Here is a 20,541-nt window from a genome sequence, read left to right as displayed (position 1 = left end):
CTGTCACGCCAATTGCGCAAATGCTTTGGTGAAAAAGTCGTCTGTGCCAAAGTTGCCCGACTTCAAGGTCAGATGCACCGCACCATGGGGCGTGTGCGCGTGGCACCAAGGCACGCCCGGGTCAATTTGCGGGCCAATTTGCAACTGGGTGATGTGCAGGGCTTGCACGCAAGCGCCCGAGGTTTCACCGCCTGCCACTACCAGTTGCCGCACGCCCAGCGCGACCAAGCCATTGGCAATGGCGGCCATCGTGTGTTCCACCAGCGCACCAGCGGCTTCAACGCCCAACTGTGCTTGCGCTGCTTTCACGGCATCGGGCGCGGCGGATGAATAAATCAACACGGGGCCTGTGCTCAGGTGCGGTTGCGCCCAAACCAGTGCGCTGGCCACGACATCGGCGCCGCCTTGTGTGCTGCGCGCTAAGGCCAGTGGGTCTACCGCCAAAGCGGGGTGGCCTGAGGCTTGGAAATGCGCCACTTGGCGCAAGGTGGCCTGCGAGCAACTGCCCGACACCACGGCTTGCAAACCCTGCGCAGCAGGCAAGGTGCTGGACTGCGCCGTGGGGCTAAGCCCAAAGTTGGCCGGTAAACCAATGGCCACGCCTGACCCTGCGGTCAGCAGCGGCATGCCTTTCAACGCGGGCCCCAGTTTGAGCAAATCGTCGTTGGACACCGCATCGACCACGGCGATGGCGATGCCTTGCGCCTTCAACTCGCCGATGCGTTGTTGCACGGCGGCGGCACCTTGGGCCACGGTGCGGTGGTCAATCAAGCCAACCCGTTTTTGGCATTGCGCTTGCATGACGCGCACCAAATTGGCGTCGGTCATGGGCGTCAGCGGGTGGTCCTTCATACTGGACTCATTGAGCAGCACATCGCCCACGAACAAATAGCCTTTGAACACGGTGCGACCGTTGTCAGGAAAAGCGGGCGTGGCGATGGTGAAGTCGGTGTGCAAGGCCTGCATCAAGGCCTCGGTGACGGGGCCAATGTTGCCCGTGGGTGTGCTGTCAAAGGTGGAGCAGTATTTGAAATAAATCTGCTGTGCGCCTTGCGCTTGCAACCACGCCAACGCCGCCAACGATTGGGCAATGGCCTCAGCTGGGGCGATGGTGCGCGACTTCAAGGCGACCACCACGGCGTCCACATCGGCCGCCAACGGCTCGGTCGGAACGCCAATGGTTTGCACCACGCGCATGCCCGCACGCACCAAGTTGTTGGCCAGGTCGGTGGCGCCCGTGAAGTCGTCGGCAATGCAGCCGAGGTGAATCTGCTTGGCCATGGTTTATTGGAATCCCATGACGTGCGGCAGCCAGTTGCTCAAAGCGGGCACAAAGGTCAACACCACCAACACGACGCCGTGCGCCCACAAGAAAGGCGTGAGTTCGCGTGTCAAGTCAGACAAGGGCACGCGTGACACGTTGGATGTGACGAACAGCAAGCCGCCGACGGGTGGCGTGATCATGCCCAACGTCAGGTTGTAAATCACCACCATCGCGAAGTGAATCGGGTCAATGCCCACTTTGGCCGCCACAGGCGCCAAGATGGGAACCAACACCATCACACCTGGCAACGGCTCAATGAAGATGCCGAACAGCAGCAAGAACACGTTGATGACGATCAAGAACATCCAAGGCGAGAGGTGCATGTCGGCAATCCAACCGGCCACGATTTGCGGCACGCCTTCAATCGTCAAGATCCAAGCAAACGAGGCCGACATGCCGATGATCAACAGCACCGAAGCGGTCAACATGGCTGAGCGTGCCAAGATGTCTGGCACCGCTTTCCACTCCAAGGTGCGGTACACGTATTTGCCGCAGAGCAGGGCGTAGAACACGGCCACGACGGAGGCTTCAGTGGGGGTGAACCAGCCCGAACGCATGCCACCCAAAATCAGCACCGGCAACAAAATGGCGGGTGTGGCTTTCCAGGTGGTGAGCCACATTTCTTTGCGGCTGGGTTGTTCGTCATCGCCTTTGTAGTTGCGCACTTTCGAGACGTGCCAGTTGACCACGCACATGGCCATTGCAATCAAGATGCCAGGCATGATGCCCGCTACAAACAGCGCACCGACCGAGACGTTTTCGTCTGCTAAGGCATAAATGATCATGATGATCGATGGCGGAATGATGGGGCCGACGATGGCCGTCGACGCGGTCAATGCAGCAGCATAAGCACGGCCATAACCTGCTTTGTCCATCATGCGAATCAGCATGGAGCCAGGGCCTGCGGCATCGGCCAAGGCCGAGCCAGAAATGCCCGAGAAGAAGGTGAGCGACACCACGTTGGTGTAGCCCAAACCACCGCGCTTGTGACCCACAAATTGGCCCGCAAACTTCAGCAGCACTTCGGTGAGTGAGCCGCCACTCATCAGTTCAGCGGCCAAGATGAAAAACGGCACGGCCATGAGCGGGAAGCTGTCCACGCCGGTGAAGGTTTCTTTCAGTATGACGAGCAGTGGAAAGTTGCCCGACACCAATAAGGCGGTGACGGTGGAGAGCCCTAAAGCAAAAGCTACGGGTACGCCCACAGCTAAGTAGATGCAGGCGGAAATAAGGAGAATGACGCTGGCGTTCATAAGTGTGCAATCAAGGTCAGAGCGACGCGCTGGCGGTGGCGTCAAAGTGGGCGTCAGCGGCGAACTTGCGTTCAAGCACGTAGTCGCGCACGATCAACAGCCAGTGAATCAGGGTCATGGCTGCACCAATCGGTAACGCGGCATAAATGTAGGCAAATGAGATTTGCGTGGCCGGTGTTTGTTGGTATTGGGTACGGTCCATGTAGTCGATGCCATACCAAGTCAAGAACACAAACAAAGCTGCGAGCAACACAGCAATGAAGGCGCGTAGCGCGATGGCCATGGGGCGCGGCAAGCTGTCTTGCAAGTTTTCAACGGCAATGTGGCCGCCGTAGCGCAAGACAGGCCCGCAACCAATGAACGTGAGCCAAATCATCAAATGGCGGGCCACTTCTTCGGCCCACTCGATGGACACGTTGGTGGAGTAGCGCAGCACCACGTTGGCAAAGATGATGACCGACATCACGGCAAGCATGATGATGAGCATCCATCGGTTGGTGGCCACAAAGTAGCGTTCAAAGGTTTTCATAGCACGAGCCTTAGAGACTTAAAAAAGGCGGGTGGCCTTGCGCGCCTGAACGCGTTGCCCCCGCCTAGAATTTCCGCCCTTTTGAAAGGGCGGCCGTCTTATTTGACGTCTTGAATTTTGCGAATGTTGTCTGCGCCAAATTCTTTGGAGTAGCTGACATACACATCGCGCAGAGAGTTGCGGAAGGCTTGGCCGTCCACTTTGCGCACCACAGACATGCCGTCTTTTTCAAGTTGGGCGATGCCGTTGTTTTCGTCTTCGTTGACCTTCTTGCGTTGGGCCACCGTGGCACTCTTAGCTGCTGCGTAAAACACTTTCTTATCCGCATCGCTGAGCTTGTTCATCAAACGTGGCGAGGTGATCAGCAGAGCGGGCGAGTAGACGTGGCCGGTCAGCGACAAGTGCTTTTGCACTTGTGAAAACTTAGAAGCCAAGATCACAGGAATCGGGTTTTCTTGACCATCCACAGTGCCTTGTTGCAAAGCGCCAAATACCTCAGGGAAAGCCATGGGCGTGGGCTGAATGCCAAACGCGCGGTAGCCGTCCATGTGCACTTTGTTTTCCATGGTGCGCATTTTCAAACCCGCTGCATCTTCTGGTTTGACGATGGCATGTTTGCTGTTGGTCATGTGGCGGAAACCATTTTCAGTCCACGACAGAGCTACCAAACCTTTGGCTGGGAACTTGGTCAAGATGTCTTGGCCGATGGGGCCATCCATGACTTTGCGAGCGTGGTCGTAGTCACGGAACAGGAAGGGAATGTCTACGATTTTGACTTCAGGCACAAAGTTGCCGACGGGGCCTGTGGAGGTGTTCACCAAGTCCAAGGTGCCCAATTGCACAGCTTCGATCATTTCGCGCTCGCCGCCCAAGGCGCTGCTTGGAAATTGTTGGCACTTATAGCGACCTTGCGTGCCTTTTTCAACCTCGTCGCAAAACGCGGTGCTGCCCACGCCATAGTGCGAGGTTTGGGTGGTGGCATATCCAAGTTTCAAGACGGTTTGCGCTTGGGCGCCAGTAATACCGGCAGCCAGCAGGCTCAAGGCAATCAGGGAATGTTTCATGGGTTGTCTCCTTTAAAAGTTTGCTGAATTATGAATAGGGAATGTGGCTCAAGCGCTTGGGGTTTTCGCGCTCGGCAGTTCGATGCCTGGGAAGATTTTGATCACGGCGCTGTCGTCTTCGCGGGCGAAACCCGCGGTCGACGCTTGCATGAACATTTGGTGTGCGGTGCTAGAGAGTGGCAGCGGAAATTTGCTGACACGCGCCATGTCGAGGACCAGGCCTAAGTCTTTGACAAAAATGTCGACCGCAGACAGCGGGGTGTAGTCACCGGCCAGCACATGGGCCATGCGGTTTTCAAACATCCAGCTGTTGCCTGCGCTGTGGGTGATCACTTCGTACAAGGCTTCGGGCGCGACGCCCTCGCGCAGACCCAAGGCCATGGCTTCGGCCGCTGCGGCGATGTGCACGCCGGCCAGCAGTTGGTTGATGATCTTGACTTTGCTGCCCGCCCCCGCGTGGTCGCCCAGTTTGTAGACTTTGGCGGCCATGGCATTGAGCATGGGCTCGCATTGGGCATAGGCCTCGGGTTTGGCGGCGGTCATCATGGTCATGTCACCGCTGGCCGCTTTGGCGGCGCCACCAGAAATGGGGGCGTCGACGTAGCGCAAGCCCAGTTGTTCTAGGCGCGCTTCGAGGGCGACCGACCAGTTGGGGTCCACGGTGGAGCACATCACAAACACGCTGCCCGGTTTCATGGTGGCTGCGCAGCCGGTGCCGTCCCCATGTTTGCCAAACAGCACTTCTTCGGTTTGTACGGCGTTCACCACGACCGAGACCACCACATCGCAGGCGGCACCCAGTTCAGCCAAGCTGGCGCAGGCGTGGCCGCCGTCTTTGGCAAAGTCTTGGGCCGCTTCGACGCGGACGTCAAACACATAGGGGGCAAACCCAGCGCGGCGCAGTGAGCCCGCCATGCCTTTGCCCATAGCGCCTAACCCGATTAATCCGACCTTCAAATGTGTGTGTGGCATAGCTTGATTTCAGAAATTGGTGTGATTGTCATACAAATTCTGGAGCCTCTCTGCGGGCTTTTTTCTAGGATTTACCCTTAATTTTTAGGGATCAACACCTGAGCCAAGACGCTGCCTTCTTGTTGCCAGAAGCGGCTATCGGCTTGCTGAATACGTTTGGCGGCGTTGCGCATGTGAAGGGTAGCGAGGCGATGGGCTTGTTTGGCATCACCCTCAACAATGGCTTTGACGATGGCGTGGTGTTCCTGCCGAACCGCTTGTGCGAAGTCTGCGCGACGCGCTTCGTTGGCGCGTGTCACTTGCGTGCCGCCGCGCAAAAACTGACCGAGGAAGTCGAGTGTGCCGATCAGAAATGGGTTGCCTGCGGCTTTGGCAATGGCTTGGTGAAACAGCACGTCTTCTTCGACGCCATCTTTGCCGTTTGCCACGGCGAGGTCCAGTGCAGCAAGTGCGTTTTGCAGATCTGCCACATCGCTGGGGCTGCGGTGACTGGCGGCGAGTTGTGCGCATTCGGCTTCGAGCGCGCGTCTGACTTCAACGATTTGAAGTACAGCTTCGCGTGAGTCTGCCAAGCGCGGGTCAAAGTTGAGGGGCTCAAAGGCCGCTTGGTGGTGGACGTACACGCCGCTGCCTTGGCGCGACTCCACCAAGCCAATGGACTTCAAACGCGACAAAGCCTCACGCACCACGGTGCGGCTGACTTTGAACAGCTCCACGAGTTTGGCTTCCGTGGGCAGCTTTTCGCCAGGGCTGAGACGCCCTTCGCGAATTTCGTTTTCAAGGCGCTGCGCCACTTGCACCGACAGGCGTTCGGAGGAGACGACGGGCGTGAAAGAAGTTGTCATACAAATACATCCATTCCCACGATCATCGCAGAAATGTTGTGCCAGCTGCGGTTGTGGGGAACTTTGTTCTTGTTGCCTGTGACCAGCGTATTTAGGGGGCCATGCGGCATAGCTGATGTGGGCATTTATCTTCATATGTCGATATATTTGCTAATTTCTTTTTGGTAAGTGCTGGGTGAAGCGTTGCTCTTTGTAAGACGGCTCGCAAAGTGTGGCATGTGACAGTCGAACGGCGTTATCGCAAAATTGCACGATTTTGTAGTTATTTCATTTATTAAGACATACGTTGTATTTAAACTTATAAATATCGCTATAATTGCTTGCTGCCTCCGAGTTTTTTTAACTACAACTCGTCAATAATAAAATTGATAGTATGTAGTTTTTGATAGTTTGTTTGCTAAAATTTTGGCAAGGAGTTCATATGTCTAATCAATCTGATTCGCTTGAGAGTGTTGTTATCGGTGACGGTGTAGTCGTCAGAGGCACATTTACTGTGCCTTCTAAAGCCATTGTTAACGGTGTTATTGAGGGCGATTTAACAGCAGAAGAGGTCTTAATCGGCCCAACTGGAAAAATCACAGGCCGCGTTTCTGCCAAAGTGATCGATGTGCGTGGTCAACTCCACAACACCATCATCAGTGAGAAAAGCCTCATCGTGCGCTCGACCGGTAAGATTGCTGGCAAAGTTCAATATTCTGAAATTGAAATTGAAAAAGGTGGCGAAATCGAAGGTACTTTGAGCCAAGGTGCTGACGGTCCTGCGATTCAAATGGGCGCGACTGCTTCCGCAGCCTAAAACATTTTTCGACGTCTGACATGTTGTTACATCGATTGTTTGTAGGTGTTCGCCTGCTGCCGGGTCTGGTTTCCCAGGGATGGACCCGTCAGTATGAGGATGCCCGCATCATCTTGGAGCAAAACGGGGACTTGCATTACCTGAACATCAGTGCGCGTGTGCAGCGTCTGTTTGTTCGCGGTGGCATCGTTTCTGCAGGCGTGTTGCTTTTTATGGTGTTGGCCTTGGCTGTCACCAGCGTGAACCTGATGTGGAGTCGCTCTAAGCTAGAGCGTTCGCATGAAGAGGTGTACCGAGCCTTGCTCAGCAGTGCGTCTGAGAGCAACGGTGACTCCGGTGAGAAGCTGTCAATGAACGACGAGCAAATGGTGGCGTTGGCGCAAACCATTCGTGATCGTGACATCAGCATTCGTCGTTTCGTTGATACGTCCATGGTGGCGGTGTCACAAGAAAATTCATCGATGAAGTCGCAGTTGGAGTCTTCAGGACTGACTGAGAAAATCGTCAAAATCATTCAGCAAAATGCGGCCAATGGTGGTTTCAACTTAGACGACGATGTCAAAGGCAACCCATTGCTGCGCGGCAAAGTCGCTGACGAGCTGGCCACCAATCGCTCCTTGCGTGAAGTGCTGTACGCATTGCCCAGCTCAATGCCCGTGCCCAACTTCAGTGTGACCTCTGATTTTGGCATTCGTCGCCATCCTATTTCGGGGCAAACCCATTTCCACACCGGCTTGGACATGTTGAGCCAAACGGGCGATGAAAAAGTACACGCCGTGAAGCCTGGTGTGGTCGTGCTGGCCCAGTTCCATGCGCAATACGGCAACATGGTGGTCGTGCGTCACACCAATGGTGTGGAGTCTTTGTATGCACATTTGGCCAATATCGCGGTCAAGTTAGGCGACAAAGTGACGAATGAATCTGTATTGGGCAATATCGGCAGTACAGGTTCTTCCTCGACGGGCAAGCATTTGCATTTGGAAATTTTGATTGGCGGCTATCCTGTCAATCCACAAAAAGTTATCAGAACGGCTCAATATGTTCAGCAAATCCAAAACAAGCAGCTCTAATCTTTCTGCTGAAGTCCCCTCGGCGCCAGAAGTTGAAGAGGCTGTTCACGTAGAAATTCCACAGGTGTCAACACCTCCCGCACCCGCAGCAGCCAGTTCTGCACTAACTCAGCGAAATAGCATGATGGACATGATCACAACCACCGCCAGCAAACCTTCCATTTTGAGTGAGGGCTTTTCGTTCCGTGGCGAAATCAGTGCCAAAGGTGCGATCCATGTGGAAGGCGCTTTGAACGGTCAAATTCAAGTGGATGAATTGACAATCGGTGCACGCGGCCAAGTCGAGGGCGTGGTCACTTGCAGCAGTTTGCACATCAAGGGCAAGTTCTCAGGCACCGCGACTTGCAATGAGTTGATCGTGACATCGTCTGCTTCGGTGGATGGTCATGTGGTTTACCAAACGTTGTCGGTGCAAAAAGGTGCCTCCATCAAGGGTGAGTTGCTGCTGGTCAAGTGATCCCAAGTCATGCCGGTTTCTTTAGCTTGACGATGTTTTTATGAGTGATCACGACACGTCCATCGACGGCAGCCTTTTGCGACTGCAGCGGGAAACCCGTGGCTGGACCATGACCGATATGGCCGTGCGTTCGTGTTTGTCCATCAAACAAATTCGCCAGTTGGAAGAGGGCGGCTCAGAGTCCTTCTACAGCGACGCGGTCAAGTTGACAGCCGCGAAGAAAGTGGCGTCTTTGTTGGGTTTGGCCGTTGAGCAAGTGCTCGGTCAGCCGGCTCGCTCTTTGTCTTTAAGTTCGGATACATCGCCGCAGCCGTTGAACTTGGCAGATGACGCACCTTCAGAAGCCGAGGCTCGTGCAACAGTCACACCTGCCGAGCATGTACTTGCGCACCCCGAGCCGGAACTGACCGATGCTGCACAGGCCGCTGCACAAGCGTCGTCTGATTTGGACAATGCCCCTCAATCAACCCACACATCGTTGTGGGTGATGGCCGCTTTGTTTGCCGCTGCTTTGCTGGTGGCTGCTTGGATGAACCCAAGCGCAGAGCCTGTCGTGCCAGAGGCCGAGCCTCCTTTGCAGACGTTGCCCACAGAGGCTTCAGAGCCAGCCAGTTCTGTGGCTGATGCGGCGTCTGATGCGGTGAGCACCACGCCTGTTGCTTCTCAATCCCGTGTCACGGACGCTCAAGCTGCTTCGTCGGCGGCCGCATCACCTGCCATTCGCGCGTCAGACGCTGCCGAGACTGCATCTCGCTAAACACGCATTGGCGGGTCAGTCTTTCGACCCCAAGGCCAACGCTGCTGCTCGGGACGCAGCCAACTGTTGAGCATCTGGCGCTCCCAAAGACCAACCCCCCATCTGTTCGACACACAGCGCGTGCATGCCCTGAACCCAAGTGGCCGAGTCATTCAAGCAAGGGATGTAGCGAAACACCTCGCCGCCCGCATGCAAATAGGCCTCTTGCGCTTCTTGCGCGATCTCTTCGAGCGTTTCCAAGCAATCGCTGGTGAAGCCTGGGCAAATCAAATCCACGCGCTTGACGCCTTGTTCTGCCAACGCTACCAAAGTCGGTTCGGTGTAGGGCTCCAACCATTTGGCTTTGCCAAAGCGCGACTGGAAGGTGACCATGTATTGCGCCTTGGTCAGTCCCAGCGCTTCGCCCAGTAAGCGTGCTGTTTTGTAGCACTCGCAGTGGTAGGGGTCGCCCATGTGCAAGGTGCGTTCTGGCACGCCATGAAAGCTCATCACCAAACGCTCGGCTTGGCCGTGCTCGGCCCAATGCGCGCGGACACGGTCGGCCAATGCCGCGATGTAGCCAGGGTGGTCGTGGTAATGGTTGATGAATCGAAACTCGGGCAACAAACGTGTGCGCAACCCCCACTTGTAGATGGCATCGAACACACTGGCCGTTGTGGTGCCTGAATATTGCGGATAAGCGGGCAGTACCAAAATGCGTGTGAAGCCCTCGGCTTTCAGCGCGTCGAGTTGCGAAGCCATGGAGGGGTTGGCGTAGCGCATGGCATAACGCACGGTGATGTCTTGTCCGGCCGCATCAAACGCAGCTTGCAGAGCCTGCGCTTGTTGCGCGGTATGCACCTTCAGCGGAGAGCCTTCGGCTGTCCAGATCGTGGCGTATTTAGCGGCTGATTTGGCGGGACGTACCCGCAAGATGATCCCGTGAAGAATGGCCATCCAAATCAAACGTGGAATCTCGACCACCCGCGGATCACCCAAAAACTCAGCCAAGTAGCGGCGTACGGCGGCGGCAGTGGGCGCATCGGGTGTGCCCAAATTACACAGGAGCACGGCGGTGCGCGGTGTTTGGCCGTGCGAGAAGGGGGGTTCTTTGGCGAAAGCAGGTTTGATCAGCATGCGGTATTCTCGCCGACCTATGCTTCACCACTCCAAAATTCAGGCCATTACCCTCGACCTTGACGACACCCTGTGGCCCATCATGCCGGTCATTGTTCGCGCTGAGCAGTCCTTGCAAGATTGGTTGCAAGCGCACGCCCCGCAAACCGCGGCCTTGTGTGCACTGCCCGACACCAAACGCGCCATGCGTTTGCAGGTCGAGCAACGTTTTCCTGAGTTCAGCCATGACTTGAGTTTTTTGCGCCGCGAATCGATTCGTGCCAGCTTGGTGGCCGCGGGCGATTCGCCTGAATTAGCCGAGACGGCGTTTGACGTGTTTTTTGCGGCACGCAATGCGGTGTCGCTTTACCCCGGTGTGGCGGATGCCTTGGCCAAGCTGGCGGCGCGCTACCCCTTGGTGGCACTGTCCAATGGCAATGCCGATGTGTTTCGCACGGAGGCGGCGCCACACTTTCACTCAGCCGTCAGCGCGCGGGCTTTTGGTGTGGCCAAACCCGATGTGCGTATTTTTCATGCGGCAGCGGCACAACTCAACTTAGATCCTGAATGTGTCTTGCATGTGGGCGATGACGCGATGGCCGATGCGTTGGGTGCTTTGAATGCGGGCATGCAGGCCGTGTGGATCAATGCCGAGGGGCATGTTTGGGACGAAAAAATCGCTTCGCACGCATCGCTGCCTGCTGGACTCAACGCCTCACCCCACCCCGCATTACCCCACTTAAAGCAACCGCTGACCGTGCGGCATTTGTCCGAGTTGTGCGATCACCTCTTGGCCTGAGCGAACCGCGCCTTCTAAAGTGGAAGGGTAGGGGCCTGCCACGTAATCGCCACAGGCCCACAGATGGGGCGCAATGAAGCAGGCAGGTCGGTACAACTGCGGCGTGCAGGCCAGCGTGGCCCGTTTTTCCACCACGGTTTGCACCACGCTGAGCTGGGTGAGTCCCAGTTGCTGTTGCACTTGCTGCAGCACTTGGGCTGCCAAGGTTTCGCGTGTGCCCACGCTGGCGCTGACCACGCAGGCCAGCAAGCCAGGTTGTTGGGTCAAGGCGCCACGGTCAAAAATGAATTGCGCGGGGCCCGCTGCAGTCGCTTCCCCATCCATGGCCATCTGCTGGGGTGTGTCCGTTGTTTCACCGTCGCTGTGCAGCGCCATCATGGGTCGTGCCAAGCCTTGAAAGTTTGGGTCCTTGCAATGCAGGTAGACGGTGGCAATCGCCTCATGCGTTAAGGCCGCAGCATCTTGGGCCCATGTTGGGTTGATCTCCGCCGCCAGCCGCGCAGCCTCCCAAGGTGGGCAGGCCAGCAAGAGGGTGTGGTGCGCCGTGTTGCCCGCACATTCGGCGTGTCGTTTTTTCATCGCATCAGCCGTGATGCGATGCCCCATGTGCACCTTGACGCCGCGCGCCTTCAGCCATCGCAGCGCAGGCTCTGGCAGCAGCGCGCCCAAATCAACGCGTGGCACGAGCAAGTCGGAACTGCCCGCACCGCCTAGCAACGCGTCGTGCAGCACACGCAAAAACACGGTGGCACTGGCGCGGCGGATGGGGGTGTTCAGGGCCGACAAACACAGCGGCTCGATCAGCGTTTGCATCACCCGAGTCGGCAATCGCGACTGGGCACACAAGTCTGCCACCGTCCACTGTGCATCGCAGGTGAACCCCGCCCATTGCCATTGCGCACAGGCTTTCAATAACTGGACTTTGTCGCCCAGCGTCCAACCGCGTGCGCGGGCGATGCCGGCCAACACATTCAGGGGGGTGGGCCAGTCGGGCAATACCAAGCCACTGCCATCGGCGAAGCGCACATCCAGCGGCATGCGGTGCAGCACGTCCTCGACCGCAACGCCGACTTTTTGCATCAAAGCCAAGGTGTCGCGGTAGGCGCCAATCAGAATGTGCTGGCCGTTGTCCAGCGGCATGGCCTCTGAACCGCGATCGTGCGTGTGACTGGCATCTTCTGTGGGTGGTTCGGGCGCTTGGTTTTTTGAAAGTGCGTTGGGTGTTGGGCCCAAACTGCGGGCCCGTCCGCCTGCGATGGCGGCGGCTTCAAACAGTTCAACCTGCCAGCCTTGCTCGATGGCCGAGACCGCAGCGGCCAGTCCCGCCCAGCCTGCGCCGACGATGGAGAGGTGTTTCACAGCCAAACAGCGCAGCGCCGTGGTTTAAAAACGGCCCAAGGCTTGCATCTTCCAAGCCAGCCAAAGTTTGCGCAACGGGGTGAGCGCCACGCGTTGCTTGAGCACGGGGAATTTTTGGGCTTCGATCTCGCGCAGCAAGGTGCGGTAAATGCTGGCCATCATCAAGCCTGGTTTTTGCGTGCGCCAATCGGCGGCGGGCAACAAGGCCAAGGCTTCGTCGTACAAGGTGTGGGCGCGTTGGGCTTGGAATTGCATCAACGCTTGGAAGCGCTCAGAGTCGATGCGGTTGAGCACTTCGTGCGCTTTCACATCGAACTGTTGCAACTCTGACACGGGCAGGTAAATGCGTCCGCGCAGCGCGTCTTCGCCCACATCGCGAATGATGTTGGTCAGCTGAAACGCTTGGCCCAGCTTGTGGGCATACGCCGTGGTGGCCGCGTCAGTTTGGCCAAAAATCTTGGCCGACACCTCGCCCACCACGCCCGCCACCAGATGGCAATAGCGCGTCAAGTTGGGGTAGTCGAGGTAGCGGGTTTGGGTCAGGTCGAGCTCGCAGCCCTCAATCACCGATTGCAAGGGCGCCTCTTCAATGCCAAACGTGGCGCACCAAGGCATCAGCGCTTGCATGACGGGATGGGTGGGGTGGCCCGCAAACGCTTGGTGCACCTCGTTGTGCCACCACGCCAGCTTGCTGCTGGCCACGCCTGGGTCAGTCACTTCATCGACAACGTCGTCGATTTCGCGGCAAAACGCATAAAACGCGGTGATGGCTGCCCGCCGTGGCTGTGGCAAAAACAAAAAGGCGTAATAAAAGCTGCTGCCAGAGGCGGAGGCTTTTTGCTGAACGTAGTCTTGAGGTGTCATGTCGGGGTGAATTATCGGCGTTGCTGCGCGCACATTTTTCACTTACATCCGCCAACAGCGCCAAGCGATCCACAGCGCGTCGCTTTTGTGCAGGCGGGGGCGCGGCCACGCCGTGCCATCGCCGCCAAGTTGGTCTTGCAGCGCATCGAGTTTGTCGAGCAGCGCCAAACCGCCTTGCACCACGGCACGCAGCTCCCAACCCGCACGACCCGGCACGCGGTGCACCAAAGGCGCACCTTGTGCCATCAACGCGCGGGCAAAGACCAATTCTTCGGCGAGGGTGTGGCCTTCGGGCAGGTAGTCGCGTCCGCGCTGCACATCGAGTTGGCGGTCTTGCCAAAAGTTGATCAATTGCAAGGCGCTGCAAATGGCATCGCTTTGTGCCAAAGACGTGGCGTCGTGCACCCCATACAAGTGCAGCATCAAGCGGCCCACGGGGTTGGCCGAGCGGCGGCAGTAGTCGAGCAGTTCCACGCGGTCGCGGTAGTTCTGCCCTGCTTGGGTGTACGCCACGTCTTGCTCAAAGGCGTCCAGCAGGTCAAACAGCGGCTGGGCGGGCAGGGCGTGTTGCTGCACAGCTTCCTGCAGGGCGTTGAAGACCTGGGGCCAGCGGGTGCTGATTGGGGCGCGGGCCGTTACGTGAACATTTGTGTGACTATTTGGGCGAGCACTTGAGTGGGGCTCTAAACCCGTGCCTGAATCCATGCCCAAGCAGGCTTGCAAATCGGCGCGGTACTGCGCCAAATCTGCCAAGCGTTGGTTGGCGGGTGCGTCGCCCTCGTCGGCCAAGTCGTCTGCGGTACGGGCAAAGTGGTACAGCGCCACGATGGCAGGGCGCAGGCGGGCAGGGCACAGCCACGACGCGACGGGGAAATTTTCGTAATGCTCGATGGAAGACATGGTTGGGGCGATTGTGGCTTGCCCCAATCGGCTACATTACTAACCAGTTAGTCATTAGCGATCAAACCACCATGTTGCACACCCTCTTTTCTCGGGCCCGCGTGCCTGTCGCGCTCCTGTCCTTGGCTGTTTTGGCGGCCTGTCAAAAGCCACCTGTGGCGCAAGACCCCATTCGTGCCGTCAAAGTCATGACTGTGGGCGCGACGGCGAGCACCTCCGAGCTGGAGTTTTCGGGGGATGTGCGCGCGCGCGTGGAGTCGAGCTTGGGCTTTCGGGTGGGCGGCAAATTGCTCAGCCGTGCTGCTGAAATTGGCCAGCGCGTGCAAGCCGGCCAGCTGCTGGCGCAATTGGACCCACAAGATTACCGCTTGGCTGCCGAGGCTTCTACTGCGCAATTGGTGGCGGCACAAACCAACCGCGATTTGGCGGCGGCCGATTTGAAGCGTTACCAAGATTTGCGTGCGCAAGGCTTCATCAGCGCGGCCGAGTTGCAGCGCCGCGAAGCGACATTCGCTGCGGCACAAGCCCAGTGGCAACAAGCCCAAGCGCAAAACTCGGTGCAGGGCAACCAGTCGGGTTACACCCGCTTGGTGGCGGATGGTGCGGGCGTGATTACCGCCATTGATGCCAATGCCGGTCAAGTGGTGGCGGCGGGTCAGCCGGTGGTGCGTTTGGCTTTGGACGGCCCGCGTGACGTGGTGTTTGCGGTGCCTGAAGATAAATTGGCCTTGTTCAAAACCGGCCAAACCGTGGCCGTGCGTTTGTGGGGTCGCGACAAAACGCTGCAAGCGCACATTCGCGACGTGGCGGCCAGCGCCGATGCCGTGACGCGCACTTTCTTGGTCAAAGCTGCGCTGCCTCAAGGGGCCGATGCCGTGTTGGGTGCCACCGTGACCGTGGTGAAACCCGCCACATCGAGCACGGCTGCGGCCACCCTCAAGTTGCCCAGCAGCGCCCTGCGTCTAGATGGCAACACCACGGCGGTGTGGGTGTTGGACCCCGCCAGCATGACCGTGAAGTCGCAAGCGATTGACGTCAAAACCGCTGACGGCAACGATGCGGTGGTGAGCTCGGGCTTGAATGCCGGCGATCAGGTGGTGATGTCGGGCGTGCATGTGCTGACTGCGGGCCAAAAAGTGTCGATCTTCGGCGCTGGGAAGTGAGCTGACGATGGACAAGTTCAACCTCTCCAAATGGGCGCTGGATCATCCAGCGCTGACCCGCTACCTGATGGTGGTGCTGATGCTCTTGGGCGTGGCCGCCTACTTTCAGTTGGGCCAAGACGAAGACCCGCCGTTCACCTTCCGCGCCATGGTGGTGCGTACCTACTGGCCAGGCGCGACCGCCCAGCAAGTGGCCGAACAGGTGACCGACAAGCTGGAGCGCACGCTGCAAGAGGTGCCCTACGCCGACAAAATCCGAAGCTACTCCAAGCCCGGCGAGTCGCAAATTATTTTTCAAATCAAAGATTCGTCCAAGCCCGGTGATGTGCCGCAAGTTTGGTACGCCGTGCGCAAAAAGATTGGCGACATTCGTTACACCTTGCCGCAAGGCGTGCAGGGGCCGTTTTTCAACGATGATTTTGGCGATGTGTATGGCGTGATTTATGCCATCGACGCACCGGGCTTCAGCCCTGCCGAGGTGAAGAAGTTTGCGGACGATGTGCGTCAGGAATTGCTTTACGTGCCGGATGTGGCCAAAGTGGAGCAGTTTGGCGTGCAAGATGAAAAAATCTTCATCGACATTCCACAAAAACGCTTGGTCCAAATGGGCTTGGACATGAACGCTGTTTTGGCGCAAATTGTCCAAGAAAATGCGGTCGAAAACGCAGGCCTCGTGCAAGCGCCGTTGGACAACATACAACTGCGTGTCCAAGGACAGTTTCAAACCGAAGCTCAATTACGTGCCATGCCCATTCGCGGCAGCTCGGGCCAGCAGTTCAAGTTGGGCGACATTGCCAACATTCAGCGCGGCTACGCCGAACCCGCATCGGTCAAAGTGCACCACCAAGGCAAACCGGTGATCGCTTTGGGCGTGTCGATGGCCAAGGGCGGCGACATCATTGCGCTGGGCAAGTCTTTAGAGGCAGCCACGGCACGCATTGAGAAAACCTTGCCCTTGGGCGTGACCTTGGTGCAGGTGCAAGACCAGCCCAAGGCGGTGACCAAATCGGTGGGTGAATTTATCTCGGTGTTGATCGAGGCCGTGCTGATTGTGTTGCTGGTCAGTTTTGTGGCTTTGGGCTTGCACAAAGGCGGCCGCTTTGGCTGGTACGTGGATGTTCGCCCCGGTCTGGTGGTGGCCATCACCATCCCGTTGGTGTTGGCGATGACCTTTTTGGCCATGCAGTATTTGGGCATCGGTTTGCACAAAATCTCGCTGGGCTCACTCATCATCGCGCTGGGCTTGCTGGTGGATGACGCCATCATTGCGGTGGAGATGATGGTGCGCAAAATGGAAGAGGGCTACGACCGTGTGCGTGCCGCCACCTTTGCGTACGAAGTGACAGCCATGCCCATGCTGACGGGCACGCTCATCACCGCGGCTGGCTTTTTGCCCATTGGCATGGCTAAGTCGACGGTGGGTGAGTACACCTACGCCATCTTTGCGGTGACGGTGGCTGCGCTGGTGTTGAGCTGGTGGGTGTCGGTCTACTTTGTGCCGTATTTGGGTACTTTGCTGCTCAAGGTCAAACCGCACACCGAGAACGCCGCCGAGCACGAACTGTTTGACGGTCCGTTTTATGCCAACTTCCGCCGCGCCGTGACGTGGTGTGTGGCGCACCGCTGGAAAGCGATTGCTGCCACCGTGTTGATGTTTGCGTTGGGCATTGTGGGCATGGGCCGCGTGCAGCAGCAGTTTTTCCCCGATTCGAGCCGTCCTGAAATTCTGGTGGACCTGTGGTTTCCTGAGGGCACGTCTTTCAAAGCCAACGAGGTCGTGACGAAGGCCGTGGAACAGCGCATGCTTGAACAAGATGGCGTGCAAACCGTGAGCACTTGGATTGGCTCAGGCGTGCCGCGTTTTTACTTGCCCTTGGACCAAGTGTTTCCGCAGACCAACGTGTCGCAATTGATCGTGGTGCCGCAAGATTTGAAGCGCCGCGAATCCTTGCGCTTGGCTTTGCCCGCATTGCTGGCGCAAGAGTTCCCCGAAGCGCGAGCCCGCGTGAAGTTGTTGCCCAACGGGCCACCTGTGCCTTATCCCGTGCAGTTTCGCGTGATGGGCGCTGACCCCAAGGTGCTGCGCGAGCGCGCCGATGAGGTGAAAGCGGTCATGCGCCGTAACCCCGCCACACGCGGTGTCAATGACAACTGGAACGAAGCCATCAAAGTGGTCAAGTTGCAGATCGATCAGGCCAAAGCGCGCAGCTTGGGCGTGAGCAGTCAGTCCATCGCGCAAGCCATGCGCACCTTGTTTGTGGGCACCACAGTGGATCAGTTCCGCGAAGACAACAAGCTCATTGATGTGGTGCTTCGCCAGCCATTGAACGAGCGCGATGCCATCAGTGACTTGGCCAGCGCGTATTTGCCCACAGCCTCGGGCCGCATGATTCCGGCCACCGAGATCGTGCAGCCGGTCCTGACGTGGGAGCCGGGCGTGATGTGGCGCGAAAAACGTGAATACGCCATCACCGTGCAGTCCGACATCATTGAGGGCCTGCAAGGCGCTACGGTGACCAGCCAGCTTCATCCCGAATTGAAGAAGCTGGAAGAGGCATGGGCGCAGTCGGCCCAACCCAACTACCGCATTGAGGTGGCAGGTGCGGTGGAGGAAAGCTCCAAGGGCTCTAGCTCCATCTCGGCGGGCATGCCCATCATGTTGTTCATCACGTTCACCTTGTTGATGTTGCAACTGCACAGCTTCAGCCGCGCGCTGCTGGTGTTCATCACTGGACCGCTGGGTTTAATTGGTGTGGCGGGGGCTTTGCTGGTGCTCGATCGCCCCTTTGGCTTCGTCGCTTTGCTCGGCGTGATTGCCTTGATGGGCATGATTCAACGCAATTCGGTGATCTTGATTGACCAGATTGAGCAAGACCGAGCCGCGGGCATTCCGGCTTGGGAGGCGATTGTGGAGTCGGCGGTGCGCCGTTTACGCCCGATTGTGTTGACAGCTGCCGCTGCCGTGTTGGCCATGATCCCGCTCACACGCAGCGTGTTTTGGGGCCCGATGGCCGTGGCGATCATGGGCGGCCTGATCGTGGCGACCGTTTTGACCTTGCTTGCGTTGCCTGCAATGTACGCGGCGTGGTTTAAGGTCGAAAAGCCGTCTAAAATCTCCAGTTGACCGATTTCAAACGGGTGGTCTACCAAGGCCACCCGTTGTTGTTTGAAAGAAACCCGCGCGGGTGGCGAAATTGGTAGACGCACCAGGTTTAGGTCCTGACGTCCGCAAGGATGTGCGGGTTCGAGTCCCGCCCCGCGCACCACTTGATCTTGAAAATTGAAAGCAAGCGGCTCAAAAGCCGCTGCTGACCCTGCCAAATTAGGAGAAACCACATGGCTGTGACCGTCGAAACTCTGGAAAAACTGGAACGCAAAATCACGTTGACGCTGCCTGTCAGCGCCATCGCTGCTGAAGTTGATGTGCGTTTGAAGCGTGTGGCACGCCAAGTCAAGATGGACGGTTTCCGTCCAGGCAAAGTGCCCATGAACGTGGTCGCACAGCGCTACGGTTATTCCACCCAAATGGAAGTGATGAACGACAAAGTGGGCGAGGCTTTCAACTCGGCCATCCAAGAAGCGCAATTGCGCGTCGCTGGCCAGCCCCGCATCAACGAAAAAGAAGGTGCCCCCGAAGGCGAAATGCACTTTGACGCCATTTTCGAGGTGTACCCCGAAGTGAAATTGGGTGAATTGTCTGCGGTGACCGTTGAAAAAGTGTCTGCCGAAGTGACCGACGCTGCCATCGACAAAACCATCGACATCTTGCGCAAGCAACGCCGCACATTCGCCCAGCGTCCTGCTGACGGTGCTGCACAAGACAGCGACCGCGTCACCATCGACTTCGAAGGCAAGATCGACGGCGAGCCTTTCCAAGGCGGCAAAGCCGAAGACTTCCAGTTCTTGCTCGGCGAAGGCCAGATGCTCAAAGAATTTGAAGACGCTGTGCGTGGCATGAAATCGGGTGAAAGCAAGACTTTCCCTTTGAGCTTCCCCGCTGACTACCACGGCAAAGATGTGGCCGGCAAGCAATCCGATTTCTTGGTGACTTTGAAGAAAGTTGAAGCCGCCAACATGCCCGACGTGACCGACGAGTTGGCCAAGTCTTTGGGCGTGGCTGACGCCACCGTGGCCGGTTTGCGCGCTGACATCAAAAACAACCTCGAACGCGAAGTGAAATTCCGTTTGTTGGGTCGCAACAAGCAAGCCGCTTTGGACGCTTTGGCCAACCAAGCTGAACTCGACTTGCCCAATGCCAGCGTGCAAGCTGAACTCGAGCGCATGGTGGAAGGCGCTCGCGCTGATTTGAAGGCCCGTGGCATCAAAGACGCCGACAAAGCGCCGATTCCTGATGACGTGTTCCGTCCACAAGCTGAAAAGCGCGTGCGCATGGGCTTGGTGGTGGCCGATTTGGTTCGCACCAACAACTTGCAAGCCACGGCTGAGCAAATCAAAGCGCACATCGAAGAGTTGGCATCGAGCTACGAAAAGCCAGCTGACGTGGTGCGTTGGTACTACAGCGACATGAGCCGCTTGGGCGAAGTTGAAGCGGTCGTTATTGAAAACAACGTGACTGACTTCATCTTGTCTCAAGCGAAGGTGACCGACAAAGCGGTCTCGTTCGACGAATTGATGGGTCAATCCTGATCCGTCTTCGGTCATAAGGAAACAACATGAGCGCACTGGAAACACAAGCCTTGGGCATGATCCCCATGGTCGTCGAGCAGTCGGGCCGCGGCGAGCGGTCTTACGACATCTATTCACGTTTGCTCAAAGAGCGCGTGATCTTCTTGGTGGGCGAGGTGAACGATCAAACCGCCAACTTGGTGGTGGCGCAATTGTTGTTCCTTGAGAGCGAGAACCCCGATAAGGACATCTCGCTCTACATCAACTCCCCCGGCGGTTCGGTGAGCGCAGGCATGTCGGTGTTCGACACCATGAACTTCATCAAGCCGCATGTGTCCACGCTGTGTATCGGCATGGCCGCCAGCATGGGCGCGTTTTTGTTGGCAGCCGGTGAGAAGGGCAAGCGTTTCTCGCTGCCTAACTCCAAGGTCATGATTCACCAGCCTTTGGGCGGCGCCCGTGGTCAAGCGACCGAAATCGAGATTCACGCCCGTGAAATCTTGAAGACGCGCGACCAATTGAACCGCATCTTGGCTGAACGCACCGGTCAACCGCTTGAGAAAATCGAGCGCGACACCGAGCGCGACTACTACCTGAGCGCTGACGAGTCCAAAGACTACGGCCTGATCGATCAAGTGATCACCAAGCGCGGTTAATCGCGTTTTTCT

19 protein-coding genes and 1 tRNA gene are annotated in these 20,541 nt (G+C 57.5%); 10 read left to right on the top strand and 10 right to left on the bottom strand.

Going from position 1 to position 20,541, the window contains the following annotated elements:
* Positions 1-3: 3 nt before the first annotated feature.
* From otnK to C5F52_RS08055, 6 genes are all read right to left on the bottom strand, one after another.
* The gene (gene otnK / locus C5F52_RS08080; RefSeq protein ID WP_104797783.1) at positions 4-1,281 is read right to left on the bottom strand and encodes a 3-oxo-tetronate kinase; all 1,278 of its coding nucleotides are present in this window, start codon (positions 1,279-1,281) and stop codon (positions 4-6) included.
* 3 nt (positions 1,282-1,284) lie between these two features.
* Positions 1,285-2,577, bottom strand: coding sequence for a TRAP transporter large permease (locus tag C5F52_RS08075; RefSeq protein WP_104797782.1), 1,293 nt, complete (start codon positions 2,575-2,577; stop codon positions 1,285-1,287).
* 16 nt (positions 2,578-2,593) lie between these two features.
* Entirely contained in the window at positions 2,594-3,106 is a 513-nt protein-coding gene (locus tag C5F52_RS08070) for a TRAP transporter small permease (protein ID WP_104797781.1), read from the bottom strand.
* Between the two features lie 98 nt (positions 3,107-3,204).
* Positions 3,205-4,170 (bottom strand): TRAP transporter substrate-binding protein, encoded by a 966-nt coding sequence (locus C5F52_RS08065; RefSeq protein WP_104797780.1) that lies wholly within the window; start codon positions 4,168-4,170, stop codon positions 3,205-3,207.
* A 48-nt stretch (positions 4,171-4,218) separates the two neighbouring features.
* Entirely contained in the window at positions 4,219-5,142 is a 924-nt protein-coding gene (gene ltnD / locus C5F52_RS08060) for an L-threonate dehydrogenase (protein WP_104797779.1), read from the bottom strand.
* Positions 5,143-5,219: 77 nt separating this feature from the next.
* A complete protein-coding gene (locus tag C5F52_RS08055; protein ID WP_104797778.1) occupies positions 5,220-5,987 on the bottom strand; it encodes a FadR/GntR family transcriptional regulator in 768 nt (255 codons plus the stop codon).
* A gap of 421 nt (positions 5,988-6,408) precedes the next feature.
* On the opposite strand from C5F52_RS08055, the gene C5F52_RS08050 reads away from it, so the two are divergent.
* From C5F52_RS08050 to C5F52_RS08035, 4 genes are all read left to right on the top strand, one after another.
* Positions 6,409-6,783 carry a polymer-forming cytoskeletal protein gene (locus C5F52_RS08050; RefSeq protein ID WP_104797777.1) on the top strand — a complete coding sequence of 125 codons (375 nt, stop codon included), beginning with the start codon at positions 6,409-6,411 and terminating at the stop codon, positions 6,781-6,783.
* 20 nt (positions 6,784-6,803) lie between these two features.
* On the top strand, positions 6,804-7,853 hold the full coding sequence (locus C5F52_RS08045) for a M23 family metallopeptidase (protein WP_104797776.1): 1,050 nt from the start codon (positions 6,804-6,806) through the stop codon (positions 7,851-7,853).
* Positions 7,854-7,983: 130 nt separating this feature from the next.
* The gene (locus C5F52_RS08040) at positions 7,984-8,310 is read left to right on the top strand and encodes a polymer-forming cytoskeletal protein (protein ID WP_161499665.1); all 327 of its coding nucleotides are present in this window, start codon (positions 7,984-7,986) and stop codon (positions 8,308-8,310) included.
* Between the two features lie 40 nt (positions 8,311-8,350).
* Positions 8,351-9,067 (top strand): RodZ family helix-turn-helix domain-containing protein, encoded by a 717-nt coding sequence (locus C5F52_RS08035; RefSeq protein WP_104797774.1) that lies wholly within the window; start codon positions 8,351-8,353, stop codon positions 9,065-9,067.
* A 15-nt stretch (positions 9,068-9,082) separates the two neighbouring features.
* Here the strand turns inward: C5F52_RS08035 and hemH are convergent, their stop codons facing one another.
* A complete protein-coding gene (gene hemH / locus C5F52_RS08030; protein WP_201746980.1) occupies positions 9,083-10,183 on the bottom strand; it encodes a ferrochelatase in 1,101 nt (366 codons plus the stop codon).
* A 19-nt stretch (positions 10,184-10,202) separates the two neighbouring features.
* Between hemH and C5F52_RS08025 the strand changes: the two genes are divergently transcribed.
* Positions 10,203-10,961, top strand: coding sequence for an HAD family hydrolase (locus tag C5F52_RS08025; RefSeq protein ID WP_104797773.1), 759 nt, complete (start codon positions 10,203-10,205; stop codon positions 10,959-10,961).
* Here the strand turns inward: C5F52_RS08025 and C5F52_RS08020 are convergent.
* From C5F52_RS08020 to C5F52_RS08010, 3 genes are read right to left on the bottom strand one after another with little or no spacing between them, the layout of a single operon-like run.
* Positions 10,902-12,320 carry an FAD-dependent oxidoreductase gene (locus C5F52_RS08020; protein ID WP_369951941.1) on the bottom strand — a complete coding sequence of 473 codons (1,419 nt, stop codon included), beginning with the start codon at positions 12,318-12,320 and terminating at the stop codon, positions 10,902-10,904. The two genes, C5F52_RS08025 and C5F52_RS08020, sit on opposite strands and share 60 nt — an antisense overlap.
* Positions 12,321-12,344: 24 nt before the next feature.
* Entirely contained in the window at positions 12,345-13,184 is an 840-nt protein-coding gene (gene hpnD / locus C5F52_RS08015; RefSeq protein ID WP_104797771.1) for a presqualene diphosphate synthase HpnD, read from the bottom strand.
* Positions 13,185-13,226: 42 nt separating this feature from the next.
* Entirely contained in the window at positions 13,227-14,084 is an 858-nt protein-coding gene (locus C5F52_RS08010) for a squalene/phytoene synthase family protein (protein WP_104797862.1), read from the bottom strand.
* Positions 14,085-14,155: 71 nt separating this feature from the next.
* On the opposite strand from C5F52_RS08010, the gene C5F52_RS08005 reads away from it, so the two are divergent.
* The 5 genes from C5F52_RS08005 to clpP all read left to right on the top strand — a co-directional run bounded on the left by C5F52_RS08005 (position 14,156) and on the right by clpP (position 20,529).
* The gene (locus tag C5F52_RS08005; RefSeq protein ID WP_104797861.1) at positions 14,156-15,247 is read left to right on the top strand and encodes an efflux RND transporter periplasmic adaptor subunit; all 1,092 of its coding nucleotides are present in this window, start codon (positions 14,156-14,158) and stop codon (positions 15,245-15,247) included.
* Positions 15,248-15,254: 7 nt separating this feature from the next.
* Positions 15,255-18,371, top strand: coding sequence for an efflux RND transporter permease subunit (locus tag C5F52_RS08000; protein ID WP_104797770.1), 3,117 nt, complete (start codon positions 15,255-15,257; stop codon positions 18,369-18,371).
* A gap of 55 nt (positions 18,372-18,426) precedes the next feature.
* Positions 18,427-18,513: transfer RNA gene (locus C5F52_RS07995), tRNA-Leu, on the top strand.
* Positions 18,514-18,583: 70 nt separating this feature from the next.
* The gene (tig, locus tag C5F52_RS07990; RefSeq protein WP_104797769.1) at positions 18,584-19,894 is read left to right on the top strand and encodes a trigger factor; all 1,311 of its coding nucleotides are present in this window, start codon (positions 18,584-18,586) and stop codon (positions 19,892-19,894) included.
* Positions 19,895-19,920: 26 nt separating this feature from the next.
* Positions 19,921-20,529, top strand: coding sequence for an ATP-dependent Clp endopeptidase proteolytic subunit ClpP (gene clpP, locus C5F52_RS07985; RefSeq protein WP_104797768.1), 609 nt, complete (start codon positions 19,921-19,923; stop codon positions 20,527-20,529).
* Positions 20,530-20,541: the final 12 nt, after the last annotated feature.

This window comes from Limnohabitans sp. TS-CS-82, assembly GCF_002943475.1.
Note: the sequence above shows the minus strand (reverse complement) of the source record. Positions and strands in the feature narration are given on the sequence as shown.

Excerpts from the sequence above, each read along its gene's own strand:
- otnK (WP_104797783.1), bottom strand. The coding sequence starts at position 1,281 with ATGGCCAAGCAGATTCACCTCGGCTGCATTGCCGACGACTTCACGGGC.
- C5F52_RS08075 (WP_104797782.1), bottom strand. The coding sequence starts at position 2,577 with ATGAACGCCAGCGTCATTCTCCTTATTTCCGCCTGCATCTACTTAGCT.
- C5F52_RS08070 (WP_104797781.1), bottom strand. The coding sequence starts at position 3,106 with ATGAAAACCTTTGAACGCTACTTTGTGGCCACCAACCGATGGATGCTC.
- C5F52_RS08065 (WP_104797780.1), bottom strand. The coding sequence starts at position 4,170 with ATGAAACATTCCCTGATTGCCTTGAGCCTGCTGGCTGCCGGTATTACT.
- ltnD (WP_104797779.1), bottom strand. The coding sequence starts at position 5,142 with ATGCCACACACACATTTGAAGGTCGGATTAATCGGGTTAGGCGCTATG.
- C5F52_RS08055 (WP_104797778.1), bottom strand. The coding sequence starts at position 5,987 with ATGACAACTTCTTTCACGCCCGTCGTCTCCTCCGAACGCCTGTCGGTG.
- C5F52_RS08050 (WP_104797777.1), top strand. The coding sequence starts at position 6,409 with ATGTCTAATCAATCTGATTCGCTTGAGAGTGTTGTTATCGGTGACGGT.
- C5F52_RS08045 (WP_104797776.1), top strand. The coding sequence starts at position 6,804 with ATGTTGTTACATCGATTGTTTGTAGGTGTTCGCCTGCTGCCGGGTCTG.
- C5F52_RS08040 (WP_161499665.1), top strand. The coding sequence starts at position 7,984 with ATGATCACAACCACCGCCAGCAAACCTTCCATTTTGAGTGAGGGCTTT.
- C5F52_RS08035 (WP_104797774.1), top strand. The coding sequence starts at position 8,351 with ATGAGTGATCACGACACGTCCATCGACGGCAGCCTTTTGCGACTGCAG.
- hemH (WP_201746980.1), bottom strand. The coding sequence starts at position 10,183 with ATGCTGATCAAACCTGCTTTCGCCAAAGAACCCCCCTTCTCGCACGGC.
- C5F52_RS08025 (WP_104797773.1), top strand. The coding sequence starts at position 10,203 with ATGCTTCACCACTCCAAAATTCAGGCCATTACCCTCGACCTTGACGAC.
- hpnD (WP_104797771.1), bottom strand. The coding sequence starts at position 13,184 with ATGACACCTCAAGACTACGTTCAGCAAAAAGCCTCCGCCTCTGGCAGC.
- C5F52_RS08010 (WP_104797862.1), bottom strand. The coding sequence starts at position 14,084 with ATGTCTTCCATCGAGCATTACGAAAATTTCCCCGTCGCGTCGTGGCTG.
- C5F52_RS08005 (WP_104797861.1), top strand. The coding sequence starts at position 14,156 with ATGTTGCACACCCTCTTTTCTCGGGCCCGCGTGCCTGTCGCGCTCCTG.
- C5F52_RS08000 (WP_104797770.1), top strand. The coding sequence starts at position 15,255 with ATGGACAAGTTCAACCTCTCCAAATGGGCGCTGGATCATCCAGCGCTG.
- tig (WP_104797769.1), top strand. The coding sequence starts at position 18,584 with ATGGCTGTGACCGTCGAAACTCTGGAAAAACTGGAACGCAAAATCACG.
- clpP (WP_104797768.1), top strand. The coding sequence starts at position 19,921 with ATGAGCGCACTGGAAACACAAGCCTTGGGCATGATCCCCATGGTCGTC.